This window comes from Microbacterium sp. M28, assembly GCF_025836995.1.
GTDB lineage: Bacteria > Actinomycetota > Actinomycetes > Actinomycetales > Microbacteriaceae > Microbacterium.
In genome coordinates, this window is the sequence record NZ_CP107546.1 from 801,903 (window position 1) to 828,113 (window position 26,211).

Sequence of the window (26,211 nt, forward strand, 5' to 3'; positions counted from 1 at the left end):
AGAGGGCCCACCTTGCGGCGGGCCCTCTCGTATTGTCGGGGTGACAGGATTTGAACCTGCGGCCTCTTCGTCCCGAACGAAGCGCGCTACCAAGCTGCGCCACACCCCGTTTGACAACCGTTCGAGTCTACAACGAATCTCGCGTCAGACCGAATCGGCGGCGCATCCGGGTCAGGTCCTGGCCGTGAGGGTCAGCAGCGTCGCCTCCGGCCGGCAGGCGAAGCGCACAGGTGCGTAGATCGAGTGGCCGCACCCGGCGCTGACGTTCAGCGGCACGGTGCGCTCGCCACGGCTCCACGTGCTCAGGCCCTTGGCCTGCTTCAACGGGATGTCGCAGTTCGCGACGAGAGCGCCGAAGCCGGGCAGGCACACCTGGCCGCCGTGGGTGTGCCCACCGAAGATCGCGTCGGTGCCGAGCTCGACGTATGCGTTCAGCACCCGCTGATAGGGGGCATGGGTCACGCCGAGCAGTGCGGCGGCGTCGGCGCGCGGACCGAGCGCGGCCATCGCGTCGGGGAGGGCATCCAGGCGATCCCAGTCACGATGCGCGTCGCTGACGCCGATGAGATCGATGTCCGCTCCGGCCACGGTCAGGCGCGCCGCCGTGTTGTTGAGGTTCGCCCAACCGAGCTCGTGGGTGAAGTAGCTGTCCATCGCCGCCGTGTCGAGGTACTCGGGCGCACCACCGTGCGCTGAGGGGCCGGTGAAGTACTTCAGCGGATTGCGGGGGGATGGCGCGTGCACGTCGTTGGACCCGTGCACGAAGACGCCGGGGATGCCGGCCAGGGGCGCGAAGGCGCGACGGATGCCGTCGAGCCCTTCGCGGTGGCCCAGGTTGTCGCCCGTGTTGATCACCAGGTCCGGTTCGAGATCGGCCAGCGAGGCGAGCCAGTCCTGTTTGCGGTGCTGCCACGGAGCCATGTGCGCGTCGGAGACGTGCAGCACGCGGATCGGCGCCGACCCCACCGGGAGCGCCTGCGTGGTCACGTTGCGCACCGTGAACAGGTAGCGTTCGATGCCGATGCCCCAGACCGCGGCCGCGGCGCCGACGGCCCCCACCGCGCCGAGCGCGATGAGGGCCGGGTGCGCCGACGAGGATTTCGTCATCAGCCGTCGTTGCCGTTTCCGTTGCCTTCTGCGGCCTTGCAGACGACCGAGATGACCGCACTGCGATTCGTCGCGGTGCCGGCAGCCGGGGTGGTCGATTCGACGTCGGCGTTCGGCTGTGCGCAGGAGGCGTCCCAGGTGATGTTGCTCAGCCCGGCGCTGGCCAGGTCGGCCTGCGCCTTGCTCGCCTTCTGGCCGACGACGTTGGGCACCGTGGTGCCCTGGCCGTTGCTCGGCGAGATCGTGACGGTCACGCCGCCCGCGACCTTGCCGGCGCCAGGGGACTGCGCTGCGACGAGGTCGGTGCCCAGGTTGCTGTCGACCGGCGGACCGACGGCGACCGTGAAACCGGCATTCTCGAGCGTCGCTGTCGCGTCCGCTATGGTCTTGCCGACGACGTCGGGCAGGTCCTTGAGAACCTGACGGGTGAGGTTGCGATCCGGCTCCGGGAACGAGTCTCCGCCGAAGATGCGGTTCGCCGCGCGTTGCATGTCCTCGGCGATGTAAAAACGCTTGCTGCTCAAGCCGTGCGCCCGCAGGGATGCATTCCCGCTGGCGTTTCCGACCCACACGGCCGTCGTGACCTTGGAGCTGGACTCGATCATCATCGTCTGAGTGGCCTCGTGCGTACCCGTCTTGCCGATCACGGGGACGCCGTCACCCGGATTGGCCGCGCCACCGGTGCCGCCGTACATCACGCCGCGCAGCGCGTAGGCTGCGGTCGCGGCGACCTCGGGGGAGATCACCTGTTCGCACGTCGACGCCGGCAGACCCATCTCGGTGCCGTCCTGCTTCACGATGCGGTCGATCGCACGCGGGGGGCAGTAGATGCCCTTGTTGGCGACGGTCGCATACGCGCTCGCCATCGACAGGGGCGCGATCGCCTTGGAGCCGATGACGTCACCGGGGAAGTTGTCCGTGGTGACCGGCTTGCCGTTGCCGAGCGTCACCCCGAGGCGCTCGGCCATCTTGTTGATGTCGCACAGGTCGAGCTGCTGCGCCATTGCCAGGTAGCCGGTGTTCAGCGACGCGCTCGTGAACTTCATGACCGTCCCGGTGTAGCCGGAGACCTTGCCGGAGTTGTTGATCTTCGCGCTGTTCGGGACCGTGTCGCCGCAGATGGTGAACGGGGTGAAGGTCTTCAACTTGCCATCGAGCACCTCGTTGACCGAGTGCCCCTTCTCGAGCCAGTCCAGCAGGGTGAACAGCTTGTACGTCGATCCGACGTTGAAGCCGGTCGAGCTGCCGTGATTGACGTCGGCCGCATACACCTGCGCCGACAAGCCGGACCCGGGGGCGGCATTCGAGGTCTCGTTGAAGTCGGTGTTCTGCGTCAGGGCGAGGATACGACCGGTGCCCGCCTCGACCTGGACGCCGACGGCGCCGACATTGATGCCCTCCTTCGCGGCGGGGACGTTGTCGACCATGGTCTCGATCGCCGTCCGCTGCATGTCGAGATTCAGCGTGGTGTAGATGTCCAGGCCGCCGCGCTGCAACGTGTCGCGGCGCTCGGCCGCGTCCTTGCCGAACGCCTCGTCGTTCTGGATGATCGACTTCACGTACTGGCAGAAGTACGCGCTCTTGCCAGCCTCGGCGCACCCCTGCGTGGCGGGGGTGATCACGGGTGTGATCGGCTCGGCGTACGTGGCGTCGTACTGCTCCTGGGTGATCTTGCCGTCGTCGAGCAGGCGCTGCAGCACATAGTTGCGGCGCACGAGGGTTTCGGCGTACCCGTCGGCGCGACTGTTGATCGCATTGCCCTCGGTGTCGGTCATCGAGCCCTCGGGGCGGTCGATCCGGTAGGAGTTCGGGTTCTGCACCATGCCGGCGAGCGTCGCGGCCTGGTTGATGGTCAGGGCAGCGGCGGACGTGTTGAAGTAGTAGCGGGAAGCGGCCTCGATCCCGTACGTCGTGCCGCCGAAGTTCGCGAGGTTCAGGTAACCGAGCAGGATGTCGTTCTTCGAGAAGTCCTTCTCGACCTGGATCGCGTAGCGCATCTCCTGGAGCTTGCGCTTCATGCCGTCGGCGCCGGAGGCGTTGGTCGCCTGGTTCCAGCAGTCCTGCAGCTTCTCCGCGTAGTTCTCCTCGCTCGGCGAGGTGTTCTTCTCGCAGCGTTGCACGAGGACGTTCTTCACGTACTGCTGGCTGATCGTCGACGCACCGCGGCTCGACGTGCCCTTGGCGTAGTCGATGAGCGCCTTGGCCGTCGCGCCGATGTTGATGCCACCGTGCTCGTAGAACGACTTGTCCTCACTGGAGAGGATCGAGTCGTACAGGATCGGCGCGACCTGCTCGTACGTGACCGGGATGCGGTTCTGGTCGTAGAACGAGGCCAGCTTGGAGGGGGTGCCGTCGGCGTTCGACGCCCAGATCGTCGTCGGTTCCATCGGCGCATCGGGCTGGAAGTCGTTGGGCAGGTCCTCGAAGAGGTCGATGGCCGCAGACCCGGCGAGCCCGGTCATCGCGATCGCAGGGGTCACGGTCGCCGAGACGAGGACGCCGGCGACGAGGCTGAGGCCGACCAGGCCGACGAGGCCGCCGAGCACACCCTTCAGCGTGCGGTTGTTCTGAGGCATACGCTAGATGGTAGGGGATTTCCCTGAAAAACCACCTCGACGCGGGCCGCGGCCGCTGCGTCGCCGACGTGCAGGAGTGCCATGACCACGTGGGAATATCTCACCACGCCGCTGTTGATCCACAACACCGCTGCGATCCTCAACAACTGGGGCAAGCAGGGGTGGGAGCTGGTGCAGGTCGTCCAGGGGCCCGAGGGTGGGCTCGTCGCCTATTTCAAGCGACCCACGGCCGGAGACGGGGCGAACAGCGCAGGCCTCGCCGCGGCGGAGCAGGCCGCGCGGCAGTTCGAAGGCGGTGCCGCGTGAGCGTGGCATCCCGTCTGGCTGAGCTCGGGATCGAGCTGCCCGCCGTCGCCGCACCCGTCGCCGCTTATGTCCCGGCGGTCGTGCACGGCGACCTCGTCCACACCTCCGGTCAGTTGCCGTTCACGGCCGGCGCTCTGCCCGCCACGGGCAAGGTCGGCGCCGGTGTGTCGGCGGACGACGCCAAGGAGTACGCCCGCACGTGCGCACTGAATGCCCTGGCTGCCGCCGCGGACGCCGCGGGTGGCCTCGAGAGGATCGCCGGTGTGCTGCGGGTCGGCGGATTCGTGGCATCCGATCCGTCGTTCACCGGCCAGCCCGGCGTCATCAACGGCGCCAGCGAGATCCTCGGCGAGATCTTCGGGGATGCCGGACGGCACGCGCGTGCGGCCGTCGGCGTTCCTGTGCTGCCGTTGGACAGCCCGGTCGAGGTCGAGGTCACCTTCATCCTCGCCTGACGCCTCCGCGTCGAAACGCGAAGGCCTCCTCCCCGGACAGGGAGGAGGCCTTCGGCGTTCAGGGGCTACTTGACCTGCGCCGAGATGATGCTCATCACGGCCGTATCGGCCAGCGTCGTCGTGTCGCCGACCTCGCGCCCCTCGGCGACGTCGCGCAGCAGGCGCCGCATGATCTTCCCCGAGCGGGTCTTGGGCAGCTCGCCGACGATGTACACGTCACGGGGACGCGCGATCGCACCGATCTGCTCGCCCACCCACAGTCGCAGTTGCTGCGCGAGGCCCTCGGGGGTGTGCTCCGCGAGGAAGCTCTCCTTCAGGATCACGAAGGCCACCACGGCCTGGCCGGTGGTCTCGTCCGCGGCGCCCACGACGGCGGCTTCGGCCGTGGCTTCGTGGGCGACGAGGGAGGACTCGATCTCCGCGGTCGACAGACGATGGCCGGAGACGTTCATCACGTCGTCCACTCGGCCGAGCAGCCAGAGGTCGCCGTCCTCGTCCAGGCGAGCGCCGTCACCGGCGAAGTAGTAGCCCTGCTCGGCGAACTTCTCCCAGTAGGTCTCGACGTAGCGCTCGGGGTCGCCCCAGATGCCGCGCAGCATGCTGGGCCATGGCTCGGTGACGACCAGCAGGCCGCCGTTGCCGTTGCCGACCTCTGCGCCGGACTCATCGACCACGTCGATCGAGATTCCGGGGAGGGGCACCTGCGCCGACCCCGGTTTGGTCGCCGTGATGCCGGGAAGCGGCGAGACCATGATCGCTCCGGTCTCGGTCTGCCACCACGTGTCGACGATCGGGGCCTTACCCGCGCCGATGACGTCGCGGTACCAGATCCATGCCTCGGGGTTGATGGGTTCGCCGACCGAGCCCAGCAGCCGGAGGCTCGACAGGTCGAACTTCTTCGGGATGCTCCGACCCGTCTTCATGAACGAGCGGATCGCGGTCGGCGCGGTGTAGAAGATCGTGACGCCGTACTTCTCGATGATCTCCCACCAGCGACCGGGATGCGGCGTGTCCGGTGTGCCCTCGTAGAGCACCTGGGTGGCGCCGTTGGCGAGCGGCCCGTAAGTCACGTAGCTGTGCCCGGTGATCCATCCGATGTCGGCGGTGCACCAGTAGACGTCCGTCTCCGGGTGCAGGTCGAACACGTTCCTGTGCGTGTAGGCGGCCTGGGTGAGGTATCCGCCGGACGTGTGCAGGATGCCCTTGGGCTTTCCCGTCGTACCCGAGGTGTACAGGATGAACAGCGGGTTCTCCGCGGGGAAGGGCTCGGCGATGTGCTCTGCGGATGCCGCGGGCACCGCGTCGTGCCACCAGATGTCGCGGCCGTCGACCCAGTCCACCTCGTTCTCGCCTCGGCGGACGACGAGGACGTGCTCGACGGTCTTCTGCTCTCCGTCGCCCCGGTCGCCGAGCGCCTGATCCACCGCGGGCTTCAGGGCGGACACCCGGCCCTTGCGGTACCCGCCGTCCGCGGTGATGACGAGCTTCGCACCGGCGTCGTCGATGCGCGAGCGGAGACTGTCGGCACTGAAGCCGCCGAATACGACCGAATGGATCGCGCCCAGGCGCGCGATCGCGAGCATGGACACGACCGCCTCGGGGATCATCGGCAGATAGATCGCCACACGGTCCCCGTGGCCGACGCCGAGATCGGAGAGGACGTTCGCGGTGCGCTTGACCTCTTCGGTCAGCTCCGCGTACGTGATCTGACGGGAGTCGCCGGGCTCACCCTCCCACAACAAGGCGACGCGGTCGCCGTTGCCTGCTTCGACGTGCCGGTCGAGGCAGTTGTACGCGACGTTCAGCGCGCCGTCGCCGAACCACTTCGCGAACGGCGGGTTCGACCAGTCGAGCACCTGTGTGAACGGGGTGTGCCAATGCAGCAGATCGCGGGCCTGCTCGCTCCAGAACGCCTCGCGGTCCTCACCCGCACGCTCGTAGAGCTCCGGGCCTGCGATTGCATCAGCGGTGAACTCGGCCGACGGCGGGAACCGACGTGTCTCGTCGAGGAGATGATCGATCTGGCTGCTCATGCACGCGCTCCTTTGCGGCGGGACGTGGTCGTGCAGGGCACACGACCGTGACACGGCGAATCTAGTGCGGGCCTTGGACGCCGAGTACTGCCGAAAGTCGGTAATCACGCCGGTTTTGTCCGCACGGTGGCGTTGCGTACACTCGACGTCAGCCGAATTCTCATTCCGGCCTTGGCGTGCCCTCCATCCCCCGATCGGGGTGCGTCGTGGGCGGCATCTCATTCCCCCCGTGAGGTGCCGCCCCCTTTCGTCTCCCGGACGGATTCCACGCCCGCGACAACCCGCCCTGCACCGGCCCAGGGCGCGACGATCTTGTGCACCGATCGCGGGATCGCACCCCTGCGGCATCCTCGGCGGCTCCTAGCGTCGAGCCATGGCCACCCCGTTCGTGATCGTTCCGCAGAGCACCGGAACAGCGCCCGACGCCGGCGTGATCGATCCCGCGTTCGGTCCGCTCGCGGTGCACTGCGCCGACGAGTCGGTCACGGATGTCTTCGTCAACGGCGCGGACGGGCTGTTCATCGATCGAGGGCGCGGATCGGAACCGGTACCCGGGTGGAGAGCATCCGAACGCGAAGTGCGCGACCTCGCCGTCGCCCTGGTCGGGCTCGGCGGACGCCATCTCGACGACCGATCGCCGTGCGTCGACGTCCGCCTCGAGCACGGCATCCGCGTCCACGCCGTGCTCGCGCCCGTCTCCACGGCCGGCACGGCTGTGTCGATCCGGATCCCGCGCGTGCACGCGGGAGACCTCCCGGCCCTCGAGGCTCTCGGCTGCTTCGATGATCGCCGCCGGCGCTGGTTGGAGGACCTCGTCGCCCGGCGCGCCAACATCCTGATCACCGGCGGCACGGGCACGGGGAAGACGACCCTGCTGAGCGCCCTGTTGTCGACCGCGCCCGCGCACGATCGGATCGTCACGATCGAGGACGTCGCCGAGTTGCGACCGCGGCATCCGCACCACGTCGCGTTGGAGGCGCGGCAGGCGAATCTCGAAGGAGCAGGGGGTATCACCCTGGCACGGCTCGTGCGCGAGTCCCTGCGGATGCGGCCCGACCGGCTCATCGTCGGCGAATGCCGAGGCGAAGAGGTGCGCGAGCTGCTGACCGCGTTGAACACCGGGCACGACGGCGGCGCAGGCACCCTGCACGCGTCGGGGCTGGCAGACGTGCCCGCTCGGCTCGAGGCGCTCGGGGCGCTGGCCGGCATGGATGCGACAGCGCTCGCCCGACAGGTCGTCAGCGCGTTCACGATCGTGCTGCATCTGGCACGCGGCGCCGACGGCGTGCGCCGCATCGAGAGCGCGGGACGGTTCGAGCTCGTCGCGGAGCGGCTCGGCATCCGGGAGGTGACCCCGTGGTGATCCTCACGCGCCCGAAGGCGCCCGATGCCGGCGCGTCGGCGGCGCACGCCGCGGTGACCGTGCGGATGCTCGCCGTTCTGCTGCAGGCCGGCGCGGCCCCGGTCGCGGCCTGGCGGCATCTCGCCTCGACGGGCGACGCGCGCGCCGAGCGCGTCATCGAACGATGTGACGGCGGCGAGGCGCTGCCGGGCGCGATCGAGACCGAGGGTGGGGCGTGGCGGGACGTCGCGGCCGCGTGGGAGATCGCCGCGCACGTCGGCGCTCCGCTCGCCGACGTCCTGCGGTCGCTCGCGGAAGCGCTGCAGGACGCGGCATCCGCGGCGGATGACGTGCGCATCGCGCTGGCCGAACCAGCCGGCACTGCGCGGCTCCTGCTGTGGATGCCTCCGTTCGGGCTCCTGCTCGGCTTCGCTCTGGGGTTCGACACGCTCACCGTGATCACGACGCAGCCGATCGGCATCGCGTGCGTCGTCGGAGGCCTGCTCCTCGTCCTGACCGCCCGGGTGTGGACCGCGCGCCTCGTGCGCGCCGCGCAGCCGGACGGGAGCACCCCTGGCATCCGCACCGAACTCGTCGCGGTCGCGCTCTCCGGCGGTGTCTCCATCGAGCGGGCGCTGCGGCTCGCCGACGACAGCCCGTCCGGCGGGGGAGGGCGGTCCGCTCGCATCGACGGGGTGCTCGAGCTCTCACGAGCGGCGGGCGTGCCGGCGATCGAGCTCCTGCGCGCGTCATCCGCACAGGAACGTCAGGATGCGCGCATCGCCGGTCGGCTCAAGGCGGCCAAGCTGTCCAGTCGTCTACTGATCCCGCTCGGCGTCTGCACGCTCCCTGCGTTCCTGCTGCTCGGAGTCGCACCGCTTCTGCTGAGCGTGCTCGCCTCGACACCGCTGCCCCTGCTGTGACCCCGGGTCGTCCGACGATCCACACCGAGAAGAAGAACGAAGAAGAGAGGAACACCATGAACACCAACGAGACACTTCCCGCACTGACCAGAGGCAGAGCGGCCAGACTGTTCGCCGACGAGTCAGGGGCAGCCACGGCCGAGTACGCGATCACGACGATGGCCGCCGTGGCGTTCGCCGGGTTGCTGGTCGTCATCATGCGCTCCGATGAGGTGCGCGGCATCCTGACGGACCTCGTCCGCCGGGCGCTGACGGTGTCCTGATGAGCAGGCGTCGGTCGCGAGACGAAGGCTCCGTCGCGGCTGAGCTGGCGGTCGCGCTTCCCGCCGTCCTCGTGGTGCTGCTGCTCGGGGTCTCGGCGCTCGGTGCGGCCGCCAGGCAGGTGACGCTTCAGGATGCCGCGGCCGACGCCGCCCGTCTACTCGGTCGCGGCGAGTCCGCGGCAGCAGCGTCGGCCGTCGTCGCACGCGCCGTGGACGGCGCGAGCGTCAGTACCGGGATGCAGGCCGATCTCGCATGCGTCACCGTGCACTCCGACGTTCGGGTGGGCCGCATCATCTCCATCCCCGTGCAGGCATCCAGCTGCGCGCTGGCCGGGGGACTGTGATGGCCGGGTCGAGCATCGCGGCCGGTGTCCTGGCGGTCGCGGCGACCCTCACGTTCGGTCTCGCGGCGGTCGGCGGCGCGGCGGTGACCGCGCAGCGGGCCGCCGGTGCTGCCGATGCCGCGGCGCTCGCTGCGGCGGATGCGGCTTCGGGCGCGGTCCCGGCACCCGACAGCCCGTGTGCACTGGCGGCACGGGTCGCTGCCGCATCCGGCGCGGAGCTCGCGCAGTGCGAGCTCACAGGGCTCGTGGCGACGGTGACGGTCCAGGCGAAGTACGCTGGACTCGCAGCCGTCTCCCGAGCCCGCGCCGGGCCACCCGAGGGATTCTGACGGTCGATTCCACACAGCCGCTGTGAACCACATCCGAAAAGCGGTGTGTATGGTGTGCTTCGAAGAAAGGACGCACCCTTGGCTGAAGGCAAGAAGCTCGTCATCGTCGAGTCGCCGACGAAGATGCGGTCGATCCAGGGCTACCTCGGCGATGGGTACGAAGTGCTCAGCTCCGTCGGGCACATCCGCGATCTCGCGGACAAGAAGGACATCCCCGCCGCCGACAAGCAGGCGTACGGGAAGTACTCGATCGACATCGAGAACGGGTTCGACCCGTACTACGTCGTCTCCGACCGCAAGTCGAAGACCGTCGCCGAACTCAAGCGTGCGCTCAAGGCCGCGGACGAGCTCCTCCTCGCCACTGATGAGGACCGCGAAGGCGAGGCGATCGCCTGGCACCTGCTGGAGACCCTCAAGCCGAAGGTCCCCGTCAAGCGCATGGTCTTCCACGAGATCACCAAGGACGCGATCCAGGCGGCCATCGGCAACACCCGCGAGCTCGATCTCGCGCTCGTCGACGCCCAGGAGACCCGCCGCATCCTCGACCGTCTGTACGGCTGGGACGTCTCGCCGGTGCTCTGGTACAAGGTGAAGTCCGGTCTGTCCGCCGGCCGCGTGCAGTCCGCTGCGACCCGGATGATCGTCGACCGCGAGCGCGACCGCATGGCGTTCGTGTCCGCAGACTACTGGGATGTCGAGGCATCCGCCGCCGCCGGGAGCGCGTTCCGCGTCCGGCTCGTGCGCGTCGACGGCGGTCAGCTCGCACGCGGAACCGACTTCGACGACCTGGGAAAGCTCAAGAAGGCCGTGGTCGTCCTCGACGAGAAGCAGGCGCACAAGCTCGCGCTCGCCGTCGACGCCGCAGGCACCGGCACCGTCACCAAGGTCGAGGCAAAGCCGGGCACGCGCAGCCCGTATGCGCCCTTCACCACCTCGACTCTGCAGCAGGAGGCCGGACGCAAGCTCTCGATGAGCGCCAAGCAGGCGATGAGCGTCGCCCAGCGCCTGTACGAGAAGGGGTACATCACTTATATGCGCACCGACTCCACGGCGCTGAGCACCCAGGCGGTGCAGGCGGCGCGGAGTCAGGCGGTCTCGCTGTACGGCGACAGTGCGGTGCCGTTGAAGCCCCGCGTCTACAAGTCGAAGAGCAAGAACGCCCAGGAGGCGCACGAGGCGATCCGCCCGTCGGGGGAGACCTTCCGCACCCCGGCATCCGTGTCGTCCCAGCTCGACCGCGAAGAGCTTCGCGTCTACGACCTGATCTGGAAGCGCACGGTCGCCAGCCAGATGGCCGATGCGAAGTACGAGACGACCACCGTCACGATCGCCGTCCAGGCCGAAGGACAGCTCGCCGAGTTCACGGCGTCCGGCACGGTGTACACCTTCAAGGGCTTCCTCGAGGCCTATGAAGAGGGCCGCGACGAGAAGCGCAACTCCCAGGACGCGGCCGAGAACCAGTCGCTTCCCGCCGTCGCCGTCGGCGACGAGCTGGGCATGTCGGATGCCGAGGCCAAGGGGCACCGCACCACGCCGAAGCCGCGCTACACGGAGGCCTCGCTCGTCAAGGCGCTCGAGGAGCACGGCATCGGCCGCCCCTCGACGTTCGCGAGCATCATCGGCACGGTGATCGATCGGGGCTACGCGACCAAGCGCGGCCAGGCGCTCGTGCCGACATGGCTCGCGTTCAGCGTCGTGCGCCTGCTCGAAGAGCACTTCGCCGACCTCATCGACTACGACTTCACGGCCGCGCTCGAGGACGACCTGGATGCCATCGCACGCGGCGAGCAGAACCGCGTCGAATGGCTGAAGGAGTTCTACTTCGGTTCCGAGGCTCAGGTCGGTCTGCGTCAGGTCGTCGACAACCTCGGCGAGATCGATGCACGGGCGCTGAACTCGACGCGGATCACCGACACGGCGACGCTCCGGTTCGGCAAGTACGGGCCGTACCTCGAGGTGGCGAACCCGGCCGAGCCCGATGCCAAGCCGCGCATCGTGAATGTGCCGGAGGACCTCGCACCCGACGAGCTGACCGCCGAGAAGGCGCAGGAGCTCATCGATGCGCCCGTCGCCGGTGACCGCGTGCTGGGAGAGAACCCGGAGAACGGCAAGGTCGTCGTGGTCAAGGACGGCCGCTTCGGCCCGTACGTCCAGGAGAACGACCCTGTCGCGGACGATGCCGCCGTCGATGAGACCACGGGCGAGGTCGTCGAGACCGCGAAGCCCAAGCGCGGCGCGAAGAAGGACGCTGCCCCCAAGCCCCGTACGGCGTCGCTGTTCCGTTCGATGTCCGTCGACACCATCGACCTCGACACGGCTCTGCAGCTGCTGAGCCTGCCGCGCGTCGTCGGTACCGACCCCGAATCCGGCGACGAGATCACCGCGCAGAACGGTCGGTTCGGGCCGTACCTGAAGAAGGGCACGGACTCGCGCTCGCTGGAGAGCGAATCGCAGATCTTCGACGTCACGCTCGAACAGGCCCTGGAGATCTACGCCCAGCCGAAGTACGGTGCCGGTTCGCGTCGTGCCTCCAGCGCGCTCGCCGAGTTCGAGGCCGACCCGGTCAGCGGCAAGCCGATCCGCATCCGCGACGGCCGCTTCGGTGCCTACGTGACCGACGGCGAGACGAACGTCACCATCCCTCGGGGTCAGCAGGTGCAGGACATCACGCACGAGATCGCCGTGCAGATGCTCGCGGACAAGCGCGCCAAGGGCCCGGTCAAGCGCGGTGCGAAGAAGGCGCCGGCGAAGAAGGCGCCGGCGAAGAAGGCCCCGGCCAAGAAGACCGCAGCCAAGCCTGCGGCGAAGAAGACCGCAGCCAAGTCAGGCAAGAAGACGACGGCGACAGCGGCGAAGACGGATGCCGAGAAGGCCGCCGCCCGTTCGGCCGCCGCCAAGAAGGCCGCGGCGACGCGCGCCGCCAACGCCGCGGCGAAGGCGAAGGCGTGACCGGCGGAGACGGGCTCTGGATCACGCTCGAGGGCGGTGACGGTGCGGGCAAGACGACCCAGTCGGACCTGCTCGAATCCTGGTTGCGGGACGCTGGTCGCACGGTGCTGCGCACCAGGGAGCCGGGCGGCAGCGAGGTCGGGCAGCTGATCCGCGACATCGTCCTGCATCATCGCGGCGACATCGCCCCTCGGGCCGAGGCGCTGCTGTACGCGGCGGATCGCGCACACCATGTCGCGACGGTCGTCGGTCCGGCGCTCGAACGCGGCGACATCGTCATCCAGGACCGCTACCTGGATTCGTCGGTCGCCTACCAGGGCGCGGGCCGCGTGCTCGATGCGGCGGAGGTCCGTGATCTCTCGCTCTGGGCCACGGAGGGTGCGCTTCCCGATCTGACGGTCCTGCTCGATCTCGACCCGCAGATCGCGCGGACCCGACTCGACGCCGCAGACAAGCCGTTCGATCGGCTCGAAGCGGAGAAGCTCGATTTCCACGTGCGCGTGCGCGCCGCCTTCCTGGCGCTGGCGGTCGCAGAGCCGGCCCGTTTCCTCGTCGTGAATGCCGCGGACACCCCGGACGGGATCGCCCGGACCGTCCGCGACCGCGTGACGGACCTGCTGGCCGCCCGCTGAACCCGCGAGCGGCGTCGGTGGCGGCCGTTAGGCTGGACCAATGACCACCGCCCCCGTCGCCCCCTTCCCGTGGGCGGACGTATGGGGGCAGGATGCCGCCGTCGACACGCTGCGCACCGCGGCATCCGACCCGGCGTCGATGTCGCACGCCTGGCTCATCACCGGGCCACCGGGCTCCGGCCGCTCGACCCTGGCGTACGCGTTCGCCGCAGCCCTCATCGCGAACGGACCGGACGACGAGCACACCATGCGGCAGGTCCTCGCCGGTACGCACCCCGACGTGACCGCGCTGCGCACCGACAAGGTCATCATCACCATCGCCGAGGCGCGCGCACTCGTCGAGCGGTCCTACTTCGCGCCGTCGACCGGACGGTATCGCGTGATCGTCGTGGAGGATGCCGACCGCATGGTCGAGCGCACCTCCAACGTGCTGCTCAAAGCCCTCGAGGAACCGCCGGAGCGCACGGTCTGGGTGCTCTGCGCGCCGAGCGAGGCCGATCTGCTGCCGACGATCCGCTCGCGGGTGCGCGCGCTGCGGCTGCGCGAGCCCGACGTCGCCGATGTCGCGCGTCTGATCACCCAGCGCACCGGCGTCGACGAGGTCACCGCAGAGCAGGCGGCCCGGCACGCGCAACGGCACATCGGCATGGCCCAGCGGCTCGCGACCGATGACGCCGCGCGCCGACGGCGGGACGACACGCTGCGGTCGGTGCTCGGCGTGCGCGGAGTGCGCGACGCGGTCGACGTCGCCGGCACGATCATCCAGGTCGCGACCGAGGATGCGAAGGCCCTCACGCTGGAGCGGGATGAGGCCGAGCGCGCGTCCCTGCTGCGCACGGTCGGCGTCGCCGAAGGACAGGCGGTGCCCCCGGCACTGCGCGCGCAGATCTCCGCGCTCGAGGATGATCAGCGCAAGCGCGCCACGCGCAGCCTGCGCGATGGGATCGACAGGGTCCTCACCGACCTTCAGTCGATGTACCGCGACGTGGTCATGCTGCAGTTCGGGCGGAGCGATGATCTGATCAACCGTGAGCTGAAGCCCGAACTCAGCGCGCTCGCCGCCGACTGGCCGGTGGCACGTACGCTGGTCGTGCTGGACCACCTGACCGAGACCAGGGAATCGCTGGAGCGCAACGTCGCGGCGCTCCTGGCCTTGGAGAGCTTGCTCGTGACCGTCGCGAGCGGGAGGAAACCGTGACCACTCGAATGACTTCTCGCCTGCGGCGCATCGCCGCTGCGACGGCGGCGCTCGCCGCAGCATCCCTCATCCTGTCCGGATGCTTGTACGCGGCCATCCCTGAGGGGGCGGCCCCGCGCCCCTCCACGACGAAGGCGCCCGACACGGAGGGCGTCTCCGCTGAGCTCCTGCCGTTCTACGGTCAGGAGCTGACCTGGGAGCAGTGCGGGGGCGGCTTCGACTGCACGTACGTCACGGCTCCGCTGGACTGGGAGAACCCGGCATCCGGCCAGACGATCGAACTGTCCGTCGTGCGCAGTCAGGCCACGGGTGCGGCGCTCGGATCCTTGCTGACCAACCCGGGTGGCCCTGGCGCCAGTGGTGTCGATCTCATCCGCGACAGCCTCGACTACGCGGTCGGTGCCGACCTGATCGAGAACTACGACGTGATCGGGTTCGATCCGCGTGGCGTCGGCGACTCGACCGCGGTGTCGTGCTTCGATGCGGCGAACATGGACAAGTACCTCTACGACATCCCCTCGGCGCCGCGAGGCACGGTGGAGTGGGAGAACGAGCTCCTCGGTGCGCATCAGGCCTTCGCTGACGCCTGCGAGTCGAACAGCGGCGGGATCCTGCCGTACATCACCACCATCAACTCGGCTCGCGATATGGACCTGCTGCGCGCCGTGCTCGGCGACAAGGAGCTGAACTATCTCGGCTACTCGTATGGCACGTTCCTCGGCGCGACCTACGCCGAGCTGTACCCGGACAAGGCCGGGCGTCTCGTGCTGGACGGCGCGATCGATCCGTCCACACCGGGCCTCGAGGTGAGCACCACACAGGGCATCGGCTTCGAGTCCGCACTGCGCGCCTACATGCAGTCCTGCCTGGATTCGGGAGAGTGCCCGTTCAGCGGATCCGTCGACGACGCGATGGCCGATCTCGGCGCGCTGCTGGCGTCCGCCGACCGCAGTCCCCTCGCGAACGGCGACGGTCGGAAGATGGGGGCCGACTCGATGATGACGGGCATCATCGCGGCACTGTACTCCCAGGACAGCTGGCCGGCGCTCACCCAGGCGCTCACGGAGGCGCTCCAGGGCGATCCGTACACGATGTTCGTGCTGGCCGACTTCTACAACGGTCGCGAGGAGGGCGTCTACATCGACAACTCCAGCGAGGCGTTCCGCGCGTACAACTGCATGGACTACCCGGTCGAGGACGACCCGGATGCCGAGGCGGCGGCCGAAAAGCTGCTGGCTGAGAAGGCGCCGACGGTCGCGCCGTACTGGTCCGGACCCGACTCCTGCTCGGTATGGCCGTACCCGCCCACCGGAACGCGCGAAGAGATCCACGCCGAGGGCGCCGGTCCCATCCTGGTCGTCGGAACCACGAACGACCCGGCGACGCCGTACGAGTGGTCCGAAGCGCTCGCCGAGCAGCTCGAAGAAGGTGTCCTCATCACCCGCGTCGGCGAGGGGCACACGGGCTACAACAAGGGCAACAGCTGCGTCGACGACGCCGTGGAGGCTTTCCTGCTCGAAGACGTCGTGCCGGAGGACGGTCTGCACTGCGAGTGATTTCGCAGTAGGCCCATCGACAGGGTAAGATCGTTGATCGTGCCGCTGTTCGCAGCGCACGCCGCCTTAGCTCAGTCGGCAGAGCATTTCACTCGTAATGAAAAGGTCGTCAGTTCGATTCTGACAGGCGGCTCCAGAACAGGACCCCGTTCCCTCCTCGGAGGGAACGGGGTCTTTTCGTGTGCCGATCAATGCAAAACGGAGTACACTCATTAATGAGGAAAGTCCGTACTGAGGAGGCGAAATGACCGGCCGACGCGACCGCAACATGCAGGCGAAGCAGTCCCGCATCGTCGCCGCGGCATCCGAGCTCTTCGAGGAGCGCGGTTTCGCCGCCGTGACGACGCAGGAGATCTCCGAGCGAGCCGATGTGGCCGCGGGTACCCTGTTCCGCTACGCCGCGACCAAGGGGGAGATCCTCCTCATGGTCTACAACGAGCGCTACCGTGCGGCCGTCGATGAGGGAACCCGCAACGCGGCGGGTTCATCGGGCGTCGTCACGGCGGTAGCGGCCTTCGTCGCACCGGTGATCACCTGGGCTCAGGAGCACCCGGAGAACAGCACCGCGTACCAGCGGGAGCTGATGTTCGGTGGCGCGGCGGAGCGGTTCCGTGCGGAAGGCCTCGCCCTCGTGGCCGAGTTCGAGGCCGGACTCGCGGCGCTGCTGCGTGCTGGCCAGGGGGTGGAGCGGTCCGAGGCGGGCGCCGCTCCCGCCGCAGTCGACGATGCGGAGGCCGCAGCGCGTGCGATCTTCGCCGTCGTCCACCTCGCGATCGCCCGCCTCGCATTCCAGCCGCACACGGCGGCTGACGCCGCGCAGCTGCGGCGGCAGATCGAACAGATCGTCACAGGCTTCCGCGCCCAACCCCGCGCGGAACAGGAAGGGAAGGAACGGCAATGACCGACATCACGAATGTCACTGTGCTGGGTACGGGCGTTCTGGGATCGCAGATCGCGTTCCAGACGGCCTACAGCGGATTCCAGGTGACCGCGTACGACATCAGCGACGAGGCGCTCGCGAAAGCGAAGGAGCGCTTCCTGCATCTGGTGCAGACCTACCGCGCCGACGGCGTCGAAGGCGCAGCCGAAGGCAAGGGCGAGCAGGCTCTCGAGCGCATCCGCTACTCCGCGGACCTCGCGGATGCCGTGGCCGACGCCGACCTCGTCATCGAGGCCGTGCCGGAGGTGCTCGAGATCAAGCAGCAGACCTATGAGAAGCTCGCGGCCGTCGCGCCGGAGAAGACGATCTTCGCGTCGAACTCGTCCACGCTGCCGCTGAGCGCCCTGAAGGACTACACCGGACGTCCGACCCGGTTCATCGGCCTGCACTTCGCCAACCAGGTGTGGAAGTTCAACACCGGCGAGGTCATGGCCACGACCGACACCGACCCGGTCGTCTTCGACACCCTGATCGAGTTCGCCGCGGAGATCGGCATGGTGCCGATCCCGATCCACAAGGAGAAGCCGGGCTGGCTGCTCAACTCGCTGCTCGTGCCGTTCCTCAGCGCCGCGCAGGATCTCGCCTTCGGCGGATACGCGGAGCCCGCGGACATCGACAAGGTGTGGCGCATCGCGACCGGTGCCCCGAAGGGGCCGTTCCAGATCCTGGACATCATCGGTCTCACCACCCCGTACAACATCTCCGTGAACGGCGACGAGCACCAGCAGCAGATCGCCGCGTGGCTCAAGGAGGACTACATCGACAAGGGCAAGCTCGGCATCGCCACGGGCGAGGGCTTCTACACCTACGAATGAGCACCCAGGCGGCCCCGTGACCTGTGCAGGTCCGGGGCCGTCGGCGTACGCTCGAAGCATGACCAGGGCTCTTCTCATCGTCGATGTGCAGAACGACTTCACCGAGGGCGGTGCGCTCGCCGTCGCCGGCGGGGATGCCGTGGCTGCCGCGGTTTCGGCCCTGCTCGCGGCACGGGCGGACGAGTACGACGTCATCATCGCGTCGCGCGACTGGCATGATCCCGACGGGGACAACGGCGGCCATTTCGCCGCCGAGCCCGACTACGTCGACTCCTGGCCGGTGCACTGCGTCGCGGGCACCGCCGGCGCGGAATACGACCCGTTGTTCGTCGCGGATGCCGTGACCCATCACGTGCGCAAGGGACAGGGAAAACCCGCGTACTCGATGTTCGAGGGCGTGTCGGACGACGGCGAGAGCGTCGCCGGAATACTGACGGCGCACGGTGTGCTGACGGCCGACGTCGTCGGGATCGCGACCGATCACTGCGTGCGCGCGACCGCGTCCGATGCGATCGCCCACGGCGTGCACGTGCGCATCCTCACCGGCCTGGTCGCGGGCGTCGATGTTGACACGAGCGCCGCGGCGCTCGCGGAGCTGGCGCACGCCGGCGCGGAGCTGATCGAAGACGCGCAGTCGTGACGCGAAGCGTCCTGCTGCTGCGGGCGGTGAACGTCTCGGGGCGCAACCGTGTGCCGATGGCTCGGCTGCGCGACGTGCTGGCGGAGGAGACCGACCTCACGGGCGTGAGCACCTACATCGCGAGCGGGAACATCGTCTGCGATTCACCTGCGGATGCCGCGGCATCCTGCGCGCTCGTCGGCAGGGTGATCGCGACCGAGTTCGGGGTGGACACGCCCGTGATCGCGCGCACGCACGACGAACTGGGCGCGTCGCTCGAGGCGCAGCCGTTCGGTGACGGCGTCGACAAGTACGTGCACGCGATGTTCCTCGCCGGTGCACCGGCGACCGGAGCGGTCGAGGCGCTCGAGGCGCGTCTCGTGCCGGGGGAGCGGTTGGTGCTGATCGGACAGGACCTCTGGATCGACTACGCCTCCGGTGTCCAGGGCACCAGGCTCACCACGGCCGTCTTCGACCGCGCGCTCGGCGTGTCCGGCACGGCGCGCAATCTGCGGACCGTGCGCAGACTTGCTGAGCTGACCGCATGACGCGGTATCCGTCGACCGTCGCCTCCGCTGTCGAGCACGAACTCGTGATCAGAAAGTCGCGGTTCATCGCGCACATCGTGCCCGTCGCATCGCCAGAGGCGGCGGATGCGGTCGTCGCAGGGATCAGGAAGCGATTCTGGGATGCACGGCACAACTGCTCCGCGCAGGTCACCGGAGTGCTGGGGGACAGGGCGAGGTCCTCCGACGACGGAGAGCCGTCCGGAACGGCAGGCGTCCCGATGCTGGAGGTCCTCCGACGCCGCGACCTGACAGACGTCGTGGCGGTCGTGACGCGTTACTTCGGTGGGATCAAGCTGGGCGCCGGAGGTCTTGTCCGCGCGTACTCGTCCGCAGTGTCTGAGGCCTTGGATGCCGCAGTCGTGCTGGATCGGATGCCGCTCTCGCACGCGACGGTCACCGTTGCTCACGGCGACGCCGGCCGATTCGACAATCTGCTGCGCGACTGGGCGGCATCGCGTCGGGCGAAGCTCGGCGATACGCGCTACGGGGCGGCCGCGGAGTTCGAGGTGTGGGTGCCGACTGCGGATCTGCCGGTGCTCGCGGCCGATATCGCGGCATGGTCGTCCGGTGCCTGGCAGCTGGTGGGCTCCGGTGAGTCACGCGTCATCGACGTGCCGCGCTGAGGATCACCAGCTCGCTTCGTGGACGACGGCGGGCGAATGAGAGGCGTCGTAGACGCGCACCCAGTCGGGGCGCACCACGACCACCAGGAATCCGTCCGCGAGCGCGCGCGACTCCGGGAAGCGGTGCTGATAGGCCTGACCGTGGAGCAGGAGCCCGTCGTCCTCCGCGATGGCGGCGTCGCCCTCGACCTGGACGCTCACATCGCCCTCGATGCCGATCACGACCGCCACGCGTCGGTTCGCCCGCAGATTCTCCACCTTGCGGGCGGTCTCGCGCGTGTTGAAGATCAGGGTGCCGTCCTCCAGCGAGGCGAGGCCGACCAGCGCCGCTTCGGGTTCGCCGTCGGGGGACACGGTCGCGACGACGCCGCAACCGGCGGCGTCGACGAACCCGGCAATCGAGGCTGGGTCATGGGGATCTGGCGTCACGCCTCCACGCTAGCGAGCTTCCACGACGCCGGTCATGGCCTCGGGCGGTCTCGCCGCGCTGCGCCGGAGGTCGACGCGCCGCGCGCCGCAGCCGGCGCATCGGACGTAGGCGACGAGCCCCTCGCTCGTCGCGTGCTGGGACTCGGTGATCCAGCCGTGCTCGTGGCCGCGCGCGACGTCCGGCCGCGGAATCGGGTGCGTGTGCAGAGAGGTCATGAGCCCATCGTGATGTAATGCTCTTATGCATCTCAACCCTTACGGCGAGTACGCGGTTCTGCTCGCGGCATCCCTGGCCGACGACTGGCCGCCGGATCGTGCCGGAATCGAACGGCGCACCCGAGAGAGGGGGATGACGATGGTCTTCCCACCAGCGCCGAACGATCACGCCGCCGTACGCGATGTGATCGACGACTGGCTGGAGATCGTCGACGAGCCGGCCCCCGACCGCAGGGCCGCGCTGCTGAACGCCCAGATGGCCCAGGCGGCCGCGTATCCGCGGCTGACGGATCACGACGGGGAGGGCTGGCACCTGCACTATCGGGATGCCGATGACTCACTGCCGTTCGTGTTGAGGGCGGTCATCAGCGTCGGGACGTCTCTGCATCTGGTCACGAGAGGGATGCACCGGCTCGGGCGCTGCGCGGCCGAGCCGTGCACGAACGTCGTGGTCGACATCACGCGCAACGGTCGGCAGAGGTTCTGCTCCGTGCGCTGCGCGAACCGTGCGGCGGTGCGCCGGCACCGGGCGAGAGGGTGATGCTCCGCGGAGGTCAGGCGTGCTGGGCGCGGTGGATGCCTTCGCCGATCTCCTCGATCACCTTGGTGTTGAACGCCGGCAGGTCGTCCGGCGTCCGGCTGGACACCAGGCCGTGGTCGACGACGACCTCCTGATCGACCCAGGCCGCGCCGGCGTTGCGCAGGTCGGTCGCGAGGCTCGGATAGCTCGTGATCGTCCGCCCGTCGACGACGCCCGCCTCGATCAGGATCCACGCGCCGTGGCAGATGACGCCCACGGGCTTGTGCTGCTCGAAGAACGCCCGGGCGAAGGCGATCGAGTCCGCGTCCATGCGCAGATGGTCGGCGTTGACGACACCGCCGGGGAGCACGAGCGCATCGAAGGCATCGGCCGAGGCATCCGCCGCCGGGACGTCGACCGTCTGCACGTGCCCGTGCTTCCCTGTGATGTCATCGGGCTTCGGGGAGACCATGGTCGCGGATGCTCCCGCACCGGTCACCGCCTTCCACGGGCTGGTCAGTTCGCTGTCCTCGAATCCGTCCGTCGCCAGAAACGCGACCGAGGCGTCTGTGAGATTCGTCATCACTGCATCCTTTCGGGGAATCGGATGTCCGTCAGGGACACGTCCACGAAAGCTCAGGGTGCGGTGATGTGCGAGGGGGTCGCGTCTCCGCGCCGAGCGTGATACCGGCTCAGAGCGCGCGACGGTGATGCATGATGACGACGCCGCTGTGCAGGGGACGGGCGGAGACGAGCTCGAGTCGTCGTGTGCTCAACAGTCCGCGTTCATACAGGGTCGGGCCGTGGCCGGCGATGCGGGGGTGGACGAGGAATCGGTAGTCGTCGATCAGGTCCATCCGGTCGAGTTCGGTCGCCAGTGCACCGCTGCCGAGGAGCACCCCATCGGGGTTCGCATCCTTGAGGTCCTGCACGGCGGTCCGCAGGTCGCCGTCGATGAGATGGCTGTTGGCCCACGGGAAATCCGATCGCGTCGACGACACCACGTACTTCGGCTTCGCCTCGAGCTTGATCGCCCACTCGCGCAGCGACGGTGGTGCCTCTTGATCACCGCGGGCGATCGCCGGCCAGGCGCTCTCCATCAGCTCGTAGGTGATACGGCCCCAGAGCATCGCCCCGGCCTCGTCCATGAGGCGGGTGAAGAACGCGTGGGTCTCGTCATCCGCGATCCCCTCCTGATGATCCACGCACCCGTCGAGGGTCACGTTCATACTGAAGGTCAACAGTCCCATGGGGACGACTTTAGGCCGGGCGCAGACACCACGTCTACGCGCCGGAATACGGTGGGCCCCGTGGGGCTCGAACCCACGACCCGCGGATTAAAAGTCCGATGCTCTGCCAACTGAGCTAGAGGCCCGTCTTCCTAGTCTAGGGGCGCGGCGAAGGGCCGTCGGTGACACAGCTCGCCGACGGCCCTTCGTTGTTCAGCGCATCCCCATGCGACTGATGCCGCGCCGTTCCTCCCCCGAAGGCGGCGCGGCCCCGGCTCACTGAGTCGGGGGCATGAGGACCGCGTCGATCAGGTACACGGTCGCGTTCGCGGTCTGGACGCCGCCGCAGACGACGTTGGCGTCGTTGACCATCCACATGTCGCCCTCGCCGGTGACCTCGAGGTCGGCACCCTGGACGGTGGTGTGCGTACCCGCGATGTCGGCCGGCTCGATCTGACCGGGGACCACGTGGTACGTCAGGATCGACGACAGCGTGGCCGAGTCCGTCTTGAGCGCCTCGATGGTCGCGGGATCGATCGCGGCGAACGCGTCGTCCACCGGCGCGAACACCGTGAACTCGTCGCCGTTGAGCGTGTCGACGAGGTTCACGTCGGGGTTGAGCTGGCCGCTCACGGCTGCGACGAGCGTCTTGAGCAGCGGGTTGTTCGAGGCGGCCACGGCGACCGGGTCCTGCGACATGCCCTGGATCGATCCGTCGCCCTCCGGAACGGCCTCGGCATATGCCTCGCAGCCGGGACCGACGAGGTTGGCGGCCGGGTCCATCGTCTCGGGCGCCGTCGTCTCCTCCGAGGTTTCGGGGGCGCTTTCGGTCGGCTCCTCCGCCGTGTCGCTGCTCATGGAACAGCCTGCCAGCACGAGAACGCTGGCGAAGCCGAGCGACAGTGCTGCGGTCATCTTCTTCTTGGTGCTGAACATCTCTCTACCTCCGGAGATCGGTGCCGCGGCCTTCCCGCGGCGTCACAGCTTCTTCGGAGCCTCCGCCGGATCGGATGGGACGGATCGGAAGTTTTTCTCGAGCCAATCCGATCGCGGGGTCGGAGCCGAAGTACCCGCGACGGAAGGCGAGGAAATGGACCTCATCATCATCGGGCTGCTCGGCGGCCTCATCACGGGGATCTCACCGTGCATCCTGCCGGTGCTGCCGGTCATCTTCCTCACGGGAGGAGCGCAGTCGGCGAAGTTCGAGGGCGGGGGAGATTTCCTCCCTGCACGGCGCAGTCGCCCCTACTTCGTGATCGCCGGACTCGTGCTGAGCTTCAGCCTCGTGACGCTGGTCGGATCTCTGATCCTCGGGCTGCTCAACCTCCCGCAGGACATCATCCGATGGGTCGGCATCGCCGTGCTGATTCTCATCGGCGTCGGGCTTCTCATCCCGAAGTTCGAGCAGCTGCTCGAGAAGCCCTTCCAGTGGCTGCCGAAGAAGGAAGTCCAGAACCGCGGCAGCGGATTCGGGGTGGGTCTCGCCCTGGGTGCCGTCTTCGTCCCGTGCGCCGGGCCGGTGCTCGCGGCGATCATCGTCGCCGGCTCCACCGGGCAGATCGGCATCGGCACAGTGCTGCTGACGGTCTCCTTCGCCATCGGCGTGGCCATCCCGCTCCTGGCATTCGCGCTCGCGGGACGCGGACTCATCGAGCGGATCAAGGCCTTCCGCAGCCGTGAGCGCGGTCTGCGCATCGCCGCCGGAATCGCGATGATCGCGCTCGCCGTCGGTCTCATCTTCAACGTTCCGCAGATGCTGCAGCGCCTGCTGCCGGACTACACTGCCGGGCTGCAGCAGGACCTCGCAGAGGAGCAGGCCGACGCGCTGGACCTCGGCGGACTCGTCACCGACGAGAACCGCGAGCTGGACAACTGCACCAACGGCGCCGAAGAGCTCGAATCCTGCGGTACCGCGCCGTCGATCCGGGGCATCCAGGAGTGGATGAACACGCCGGACGGCGCCGCCGTCGATCTCGCGGACCTCCGCGGGCAGGTCGTGCTCGTCGACTTCTGGGCGTACTCGTGCATCAACTGCCAGCGTTCCATCCCGCACGTGGTGGCGTGGGACAAGGCCTACGAGGATGCCGGGCTGCAGGTCATCGGGGTGCACTCGCCGGAGTACGCGTTCGAGAAGGATCCGGGCAACGTCGCCGCAGGCATCGCCGACTTCGGCATCGAGTACCCCGTCGCACTCGACAACAACCTGTCGACCTGGACGAACTACCGCAACCGGTACTGGCCGGCGCACTACCTGATCGACGCCGAGGGTGTCGTACGACACATCTCGTTCGGCGAGGGCAACTACGCCGCGACGGAGAAGCTGATCCGCGAGCTGCTCGAGAAGGCCGACCCCGGGGTCGCACTCCCGGAGCCGACGGACATCGAGGACACGACTCCGGATGTCGGCGCGACCACCCGCGAGACGTTCCTCGGGTCGTCGAAGGACGTCAACTACGCAGGTGCGGATCGCTACGGGGCCGGCGTGTCGACGTTCGAGTTCCCCGACGAGCAGCCGGAGGACACCTTCGCGCTGGAGGGCACCTGGAACGTCGAGACGCAGTACGCGACGCCGGAGGAGTCCACCGGCACGATCCGGCTCGACTACGAGGCATCCGAAGTCCGCATGGTGCTCGCCGGGACGGGCGAGATCGTCGTCCAGGATGCCGACGGCACCGAACGCACCGTCACCGTCGATGGCACGCCGCGCTCCTACGAGGTCGTGAAGCAGGACGACATCGACCGCGGAGTCATCACGGTCGAGGTGCCGGCCGGCGTCGAGGTCTATTCGTTCACGTTCGGGTGAGTCTGCACGAGAGCGGCCCCGGATGCGAGCGAGAGGAGGTGGATACGGCATGCTTATGGAGATGGTCATCGACGGCGTGGACGTGCCGGAGGACGGTTCGGCGGGAGATCTCGCCGCCGACCTCCTCGTTCGCGTCGCCGGGGGAGACCAGCAGGCCTTCGCCGAGCTCTACGACATGCTGTCGTCTCGCGTGTTCGGTCTGATCCTGCGCGTGCTGGTCAACCGCTCGCAGAGCGAGGAGGTGCTCCAGGAGGTGTTCCTGGAGGTCTGGCAATCCGCTGCGCGGTTCGCTCCGAACAAGGGGCAGGGAAGAACATGGGTCCTCACCATCGCCCACCGGCGAGCGGTCGACAGAGTGCGCGCGTCGCAGGCGAGCGCCGACCGGGACGTGAAGGCGGGGATCCGGGATCTGGGAGTCGCGCATGACAGTGTCGCCGAGCAGGTCGAACTGAGCATGGACGGACAGCGCGTGGTCGCGGCCCTGGGGACGCTCTCCGAGCCGCAGCGCGAGGCGCTCGTCCTGGCCTACTACGGCGGTTACAGTCAGAGCGAGATCGCGGTCCTCACCGCGACGCCGCTGGGGACGATAAAGACACGGATGAGAGACGGGCTCACGCGCCTGCGAAGCGAGATGGGGGTGATCGCATGAACGAGAAGGAATTCGCCGAACTGTCGGCAGGGCATGCGCTGAACGCTCTGTCCGCTGAGGACGAGCGCCGCTACGCCGAAGCGCTGCGCGCGCATCCCGAGTGGCGACAGCTCGCCGACACGGATGCCGATGCGGCAGCCTTCCTGGCGGCGACCGCCCCCCAGGTTGAGCCGCCGGCATCGGTTCGCGGCGATCTGCTCGCCCTGATCGCGAAGACGCCGCAGGGCATACCGGCGGACGACGGAGCGTCGGAGTTACCGCCGGTTGCGCCGCCGATGGGTGCATCACCGACGGAGCCCGCGCACGAGCGCACGCCGCGTCGCCGGTCGCGCATGCTGTTCGCCCTCGCCGCCTGCCTCGTGCTCATCGTGGGCATCGGTGCCGGAGCAGCCGTGGTCATCGGCCAGCTGCAGCGACCGGCATCCGTGGTGGCGCTGGAGCAGATCGAGAACGCTCCCGATGCCCAGGAGGCCACCGTCGAGCTCGAATCGGGCGGTGTCGCGACCGCACACTGGTCCGCGTCGCTCGGGGAAGCGGTTCTGGTGACCGATGGCCTCGAGCCGTTGGACGACGACCTGACCTATGAGCTGTGGTTCGTCCGCGAGGACGCTCCGGTCTCGGCCGGGGTCTTCGATGTCGAGGGCGGCACGAGCACGGCGCTGCTCGACGGCGAGATGCAGGCGGGCGATGCGATCGCCGTCACCGTCGAGGAGGCCGGCGGATCGCCGACCGGCGCACCGACGACGGATCCCGTCATCGTCATCCCGACCGCCTGAGAACGGCTGA

28 protein-coding genes and 3 tRNA genes are annotated in these 26,211 nt (G+C 68.6%); 21 read left to right on the plus strand and 10 right to left on the minus strand.

What is annotated here, in order from left to right; translation table 11 throughout:
• Positions 1–35: 35 nt before the first annotated feature.
• The 3 genes from OED01_RS03940 to OED01_RS03950 form a co-directional block, all read right to left on the minus strand.
• A tRNA-Pro gene (locus OED01_RS03940) sits at positions 36–109 on the minus strand.
• Between the two features lie 62 nt (positions 110–171).
• Positions 172–1,107, minus strand: a complete 936-nt coding sequence (locus OED01_RS03945) for a metallophosphoesterase (protein WP_264157081.1) — start codon at positions 1,105–1,107, stop codon at positions 172–174.
• Positions 1,107–3,683, minus strand: coding sequence for a transglycosylase domain-containing protein (locus tag OED01_RS03950; RefSeq protein WP_264157082.1), 2,577 nt, complete (start codon positions 3,681–3,683; stop codon positions 1,107–1,109). Before OED01_RS03950 ends, OED01_RS03945 begins: the two co-directional genes overlap by 1 nt.
• A gap of 81 nt (positions 3,684–3,764) precedes the next feature.
• Here OED01_RS03950 and OED01_RS03955 point away from each other — a divergent pair, with 81 nt between their 5' ends.
• The gene (locus tag OED01_RS03955; RefSeq protein ID WP_264157083.1) at positions 3,765–3,989 is read left to right on the plus strand and encodes a DUF4177 domain-containing protein; all 225 of its coding nucleotides are present in this window, start codon (positions 3,765–3,767) and stop codon (positions 3,987–3,989) included.
• Positions 3,986–4,444: a RidA family protein gene (locus OED01_RS03960; protein ID WP_264157084.1), complete on the plus strand. Its 459-nt coding sequence runs from the start codon at positions 3,986–3,988 to the stop codon at positions 4,442–4,444. Before OED01_RS03955 ends, OED01_RS03960 begins: the two co-directional genes overlap by 4 nt.
• Positions 4,445–4,509: 65 nt before the next feature.
• Here the strand turns inward: OED01_RS03960 and acs are convergent, their stop codons facing one another.
• Positions 4,510–6,477, minus strand: coding sequence for an acetate--CoA ligase (gene acs / locus OED01_RS03965; protein WP_264157085.1), 1,968 nt, complete (start codon positions 6,475–6,477; stop codon positions 4,510–4,512).
• 373 nt (positions 6,478–6,850) lie between these two features.
• On the opposite strand from acs, the gene OED01_RS03970 reads away from it, so the two are divergent.
• The 15 genes from OED01_RS03970 (at position 6,851) to OED01_RS04040 (ending at position 19,579) form a co-directional block, all read left to right on the plus strand.
• A complete protein-coding gene (locus OED01_RS03970) occupies positions 6,851–7,840 on the plus strand; it encodes a TadA family conjugal transfer-associated ATPase (protein ID WP_264157086.1) in 990 nt (329 codons plus the stop codon).
• Positions 7,834–8,742 carry a type II secretion system F family protein gene (locus OED01_RS03975; protein WP_264157087.1) on the plus strand — a complete coding sequence of 303 codons (909 nt, stop codon included), beginning with the start codon at positions 7,834–7,836 and terminating at the stop codon, positions 8,740–8,742. Before OED01_RS03970 ends, OED01_RS03975 begins: the two co-directional genes overlap by 7 nt.
• Before the next feature lie 56 nt (positions 8,743–8,798).
• A complete protein-coding gene (locus tag OED01_RS03980) occupies positions 8,799–9,005 on the plus strand; it encodes a DUF4244 domain-containing protein (RefSeq protein WP_264157088.1) in 207 nt (68 codons plus the stop codon).
• Entirely contained in the window at positions 9,005–9,349 is a 345-nt protein-coding gene (locus OED01_RS03985) for a TadE family type IV pilus minor pilin (RefSeq protein WP_264157089.1), read from the plus strand. Before OED01_RS03980 ends, OED01_RS03985 begins: the two co-directional genes overlap by 1 nt.
• Complete coding sequence (locus tag OED01_RS03990) at positions 9,349–9,678, plus strand: Rv3654c family TadE-like protein (protein WP_264157090.1); 330 nt, start codon at positions 9,349–9,351, stop codon at positions 9,676–9,678. Before OED01_RS03985 ends, OED01_RS03990 begins: the two co-directional genes overlap by 1 nt.
• Positions 9,679–9,756: 78 nt before the next feature.
• Positions 9,757–12,627, plus strand: coding sequence for a type I DNA topoisomerase (gene topA / locus OED01_RS03995; RefSeq protein ID WP_264157091.1), 2,871 nt, complete (start codon positions 9,757–9,759; stop codon positions 12,625–12,627).
• Positions 12,624–13,259: a dTMP kinase gene (tmk, locus tag OED01_RS04000; protein WP_264157092.1), complete on the plus strand. Its 636-nt coding sequence runs from the start codon at positions 12,624–12,626 to the stop codon at positions 13,257–13,259. Before topA ends, tmk begins: the two co-directional genes overlap by 4 nt.
• Positions 13,260–13,299: 40 nt before the next feature.
• The gene (locus OED01_RS04005; protein WP_264157093.1) at positions 13,300–14,457 is read left to right on the plus strand and encodes a DNA polymerase III subunit delta'; all 1,158 of its coding nucleotides are present in this window, start codon (positions 13,300–13,302) and stop codon (positions 14,455–14,457) included.
• Between the two features lie 8 nt (positions 14,458–14,465).
• Positions 14,466–16,013, plus strand: coding sequence for an alpha/beta hydrolase (locus tag OED01_RS04010; protein ID WP_264157909.1), 1,548 nt, complete (start codon positions 14,466–14,468; stop codon positions 16,011–16,013).
• 60 nt (positions 16,014–16,073) lie between these two features.
• Positions 16,074–16,149, plus strand: a tRNA-Thr gene (locus OED01_RS04015).
• A gap of 108 nt (positions 16,150–16,257) precedes the next feature.
• Complete coding sequence (locus OED01_RS04020) at positions 16,258–16,914, plus strand: TetR/AcrR family transcriptional regulator (RefSeq protein ID WP_264157094.1); 657 nt, start codon at positions 16,258–16,260, stop codon at positions 16,912–16,914.
• Positions 16,911–17,768, plus strand: a complete 858-nt coding sequence (locus OED01_RS04025) for a 3-hydroxyacyl-CoA dehydrogenase (protein ID WP_264157095.1) — start codon at positions 16,911–16,913, stop codon at positions 17,766–17,768. Before OED01_RS04020 ends, OED01_RS04025 begins: the two co-directional genes overlap by 4 nt.
• A 58-nt stretch (positions 17,769–17,826) precedes the next feature.
• Positions 17,827–18,408 (plus strand): isochorismatase family protein, encoded by a 582-nt coding sequence (locus tag OED01_RS04030; RefSeq protein WP_264157096.1) that lies wholly within the window; start codon positions 17,827–17,829, stop codon positions 18,406–18,408.
• The gene (locus OED01_RS04035; RefSeq protein WP_264157097.1) at positions 18,405–18,935 is read left to right on the plus strand and encodes a DUF1697 domain-containing protein; all 531 of its coding nucleotides are present in this window, start codon (positions 18,405–18,407) and stop codon (positions 18,933–18,935) included. The genes OED01_RS04030 and OED01_RS04035 overlap by 4 nt, the downstream gene beginning before the upstream one ends.
• Positions 18,932–19,579 carry an IMPACT family protein gene (locus OED01_RS04040; protein WP_264157098.1) on the plus strand — a complete coding sequence of 216 codons (648 nt, stop codon included), beginning with the start codon at positions 18,932–18,934 and terminating at the stop codon, positions 19,577–19,579. Before OED01_RS04035 ends, OED01_RS04040 begins: the two co-directional genes overlap by 4 nt.
• A 3-nt stretch (positions 19,580–19,582) precedes the next feature.
• On the opposite strand, the gene OED01_RS04045 is transcribed toward OED01_RS04040, so the two are convergent.
• Entirely contained in the window at positions 19,583–20,008 is a 426-nt protein-coding gene (locus OED01_RS04045; protein WP_264157099.1) for a pyridoxamine 5'-phosphate oxidase family protein, read from the minus strand.
• Between the two features lie 9 nt (positions 20,009–20,017).
• Positions 20,018–20,224 (minus strand): hypothetical protein, encoded by a 207-nt coding sequence (locus OED01_RS04050; protein ID WP_264157100.1) that lies wholly within the window; start codon positions 20,222–20,224, stop codon positions 20,018–20,020.
• A gap of 25 nt (positions 20,225–20,249) precedes the next feature.
• Here OED01_RS04050 and OED01_RS04055 point away from each other — a divergent pair, with 25 nt between their 5' ends.
• Positions 20,250–20,765 carry a CGNR zinc finger domain-containing protein gene (locus OED01_RS04055; protein ID WP_264157101.1) on the plus strand — a complete coding sequence of 172 codons (516 nt, stop codon included), beginning with the start codon at positions 20,250–20,252 and terminating at the stop codon, positions 20,763–20,765.
• A 13-nt stretch (positions 20,766–20,778) separates the two neighbouring features.
• On the opposite strand, the gene OED01_RS04060 is transcribed toward OED01_RS04055, so the two are convergent.
• The 4 genes from OED01_RS04060 to OED01_RS04075 form a co-directional block, all read right to left on the minus strand.
• Entirely contained in the window at positions 20,779–21,327 is a 549-nt protein-coding gene (locus tag OED01_RS04060; protein WP_264157102.1) for a type 1 glutamine amidotransferase domain-containing protein, read from the minus strand.
• Between the two features lie 109 nt (positions 21,328–21,436).
• Entirely contained in the window at positions 21,437–21,994 is a 558-nt protein-coding gene (locus OED01_RS04065) for a dihydrofolate reductase family protein (protein WP_264157103.1), read from the minus strand.
• Positions 21,995–22,046: 52 nt separating this feature from the next.
• Positions 22,047–22,119, minus strand: a tRNA-Lys gene (locus tag OED01_RS04070).
• A gap of 130 nt (positions 22,120–22,249) precedes the next feature.
• A complete protein-coding gene (locus tag OED01_RS04075; protein ID WP_264157104.1) occupies positions 22,250–22,909 on the minus strand; it encodes a fasciclin domain-containing protein in 660 nt (219 codons plus the stop codon).
• Between the two features lie 154 nt (positions 22,910–23,063).
• On the opposite strand from OED01_RS04075, the gene OED01_RS04080 reads away from it, so the two are divergent.
• The 3 genes from OED01_RS04080 to OED01_RS04090 are packed head-to-tail and all read left to right on the plus strand — an operon-like array spanning position 23,064 to position 26,201.
• Complete coding sequence (locus OED01_RS04080; RefSeq protein ID WP_264157105.1) at positions 23,064–24,776, plus strand: cytochrome c biogenesis protein DipZ; 1,713 nt, start codon at positions 23,064–23,066, stop codon at positions 24,774–24,776.
• A gap of 49 nt (positions 24,777–24,825) precedes the next feature.
• The gene (gene sigK, locus OED01_RS04085) at positions 24,826–25,425 is read left to right on the plus strand and encodes an ECF RNA polymerase sigma factor SigK (protein ID WP_264157106.1); all 600 of its coding nucleotides are present in this window, start codon (positions 24,826–24,828) and stop codon (positions 25,423–25,425) included.
• On the plus strand, positions 25,422–26,201 hold the full coding sequence (locus tag OED01_RS04090; protein ID WP_264157107.1) for an anti-sigma factor: 780 nt from the start codon (positions 25,422–25,424) through the stop codon (positions 26,199–26,201). Before sigK ends, OED01_RS04090 begins: the two co-directional genes overlap by 4 nt.
• Positions 26,202–26,211: the final 10 nt, after the last annotated feature.

Coding starts and splice junctions, on each gene's coding strand:
- OED01_RS04005 (WP_264157093.1), top strand. CDS start 13,300: ATGACCACCGCCCCCGTCGCCCCCTTCCCGTGGGCGGACGTATGGGGG.
- OED01_RS03990 (WP_264157090.1), top strand. CDS start 9,349: ATGGCCGGGTCGAGCATCGCGGCCGGTGTCCTGGCGGTCGCGGCGACC.
- OED01_RS03950 (WP_264157082.1), bottom strand. CDS start 3,683: ATGCCTCAGAACAACCGCACGCTGAAGGGTGTGCTCGGCGGCCTCGTC.
- OED01_RS04055 (WP_264157101.1), top strand. CDS start 20,250: ATGCATCTCAACCCTTACGGCGAGTACGCGGTTCTGCTCGCGGCATCC.
- OED01_RS03945 (WP_264157081.1), bottom strand. CDS start 1,107: ATGACGAAATCCTCGTCGGCGCACCCGGCCCTCATCGCGCTCGGCGCG.
- sigK (WP_264157106.1), top strand. CDS start 24,826: ATGCTTATGGAGATGGTCATCGACGGCGTGGACGTGCCGGAGGACGGT.
- OED01_RS04050 (WP_264157100.1), bottom strand. CDS start 20,224: ATGACCTCTCTGCACACGCACCCGATTCCGCGGCCGGACGTCGCGCGC.
- OED01_RS04010 (WP_264157909.1), top strand. CDS start 14,466: ATGACTTCTCGCCTGCGGCGCATCGCCGCTGCGACGGCGGCGCTCGCC.
- OED01_RS03980 (WP_264157088.1), top strand. CDS start 8,799: ATGAACACCAACGAGACACTTCCCGCACTGACCAGAGGCAGAGCGGCC.
- OED01_RS04040 (WP_264157098.1), top strand. CDS start 18,932: ATGACGCGGTATCCGTCGACCGTCGCCTCCGCTGTCGAGCACGAACTC.
- OED01_RS04090 (WP_264157107.1), top strand. CDS start 25,422: ATGAACGAGAAGGAATTCGCCGAACTGTCGGCAGGGCATGCGCTGAAC.
- OED01_RS04065 (WP_264157103.1), bottom strand. CDS start 21,994: ATGGGACTGTTGACCTTCAGTATGAACGTGACCCTCGACGGGTGCGTG.
- OED01_RS04030 (WP_264157096.1), top strand. CDS start 17,827: ATGACCAGGGCTCTTCTCATCGTCGATGTGCAGAACGACTTCACCGAG.
- OED01_RS03985 (WP_264157089.1), top strand. CDS start 9,005: ATGAGCAGGCGTCGGTCGCGAGACGAAGGCTCCGTCGCGGCTGAGCTG.
- OED01_RS04020 (WP_264157094.1), top strand. CDS start 16,258: ATGACCGGCCGACGCGACCGCAACATGCAGGCGAAGCAGTCCCGCATC.
- OED01_RS04060 (WP_264157102.1), bottom strand. CDS start 21,327: ATGACGAATCTCACAGACGCCTCGGTCGCGTTTCTGGCGACGGACGGA.
- OED01_RS03955 (WP_264157083.1), top strand. CDS start 3,765: ATGACCACGTGGGAATATCTCACCACGCCGCTGTTGATCCACAACACC.
- OED01_RS04025 (WP_264157095.1), top strand. CDS start 16,911: ATGACCGACATCACGAATGTCACTGTGCTGGGTACGGGCGTTCTGGGA.
- acs (WP_264157085.1), bottom strand. CDS start 6,477: ATGAGCAGCCAGATCGATCATCTCCTCGACGAGACACGTCGGTTCCCG.
- OED01_RS04075 (WP_264157104.1), bottom strand. CDS start 22,909: ATGTTCAGCACCAAGAAGAAGATGACCGCAGCACTGTCGCTCGGCTTC.
- OED01_RS03970 (WP_264157086.1), top strand. CDS start 6,851: ATGGCCACCCCGTTCGTGATCGTTCCGCAGAGCACCGGAACAGCGCCC.
- OED01_RS04080 (WP_264157105.1), top strand. CDS start 23,064: ATGGACCTCATCATCATCGGGCTGCTCGGCGGCCTCATCACGGGGATC.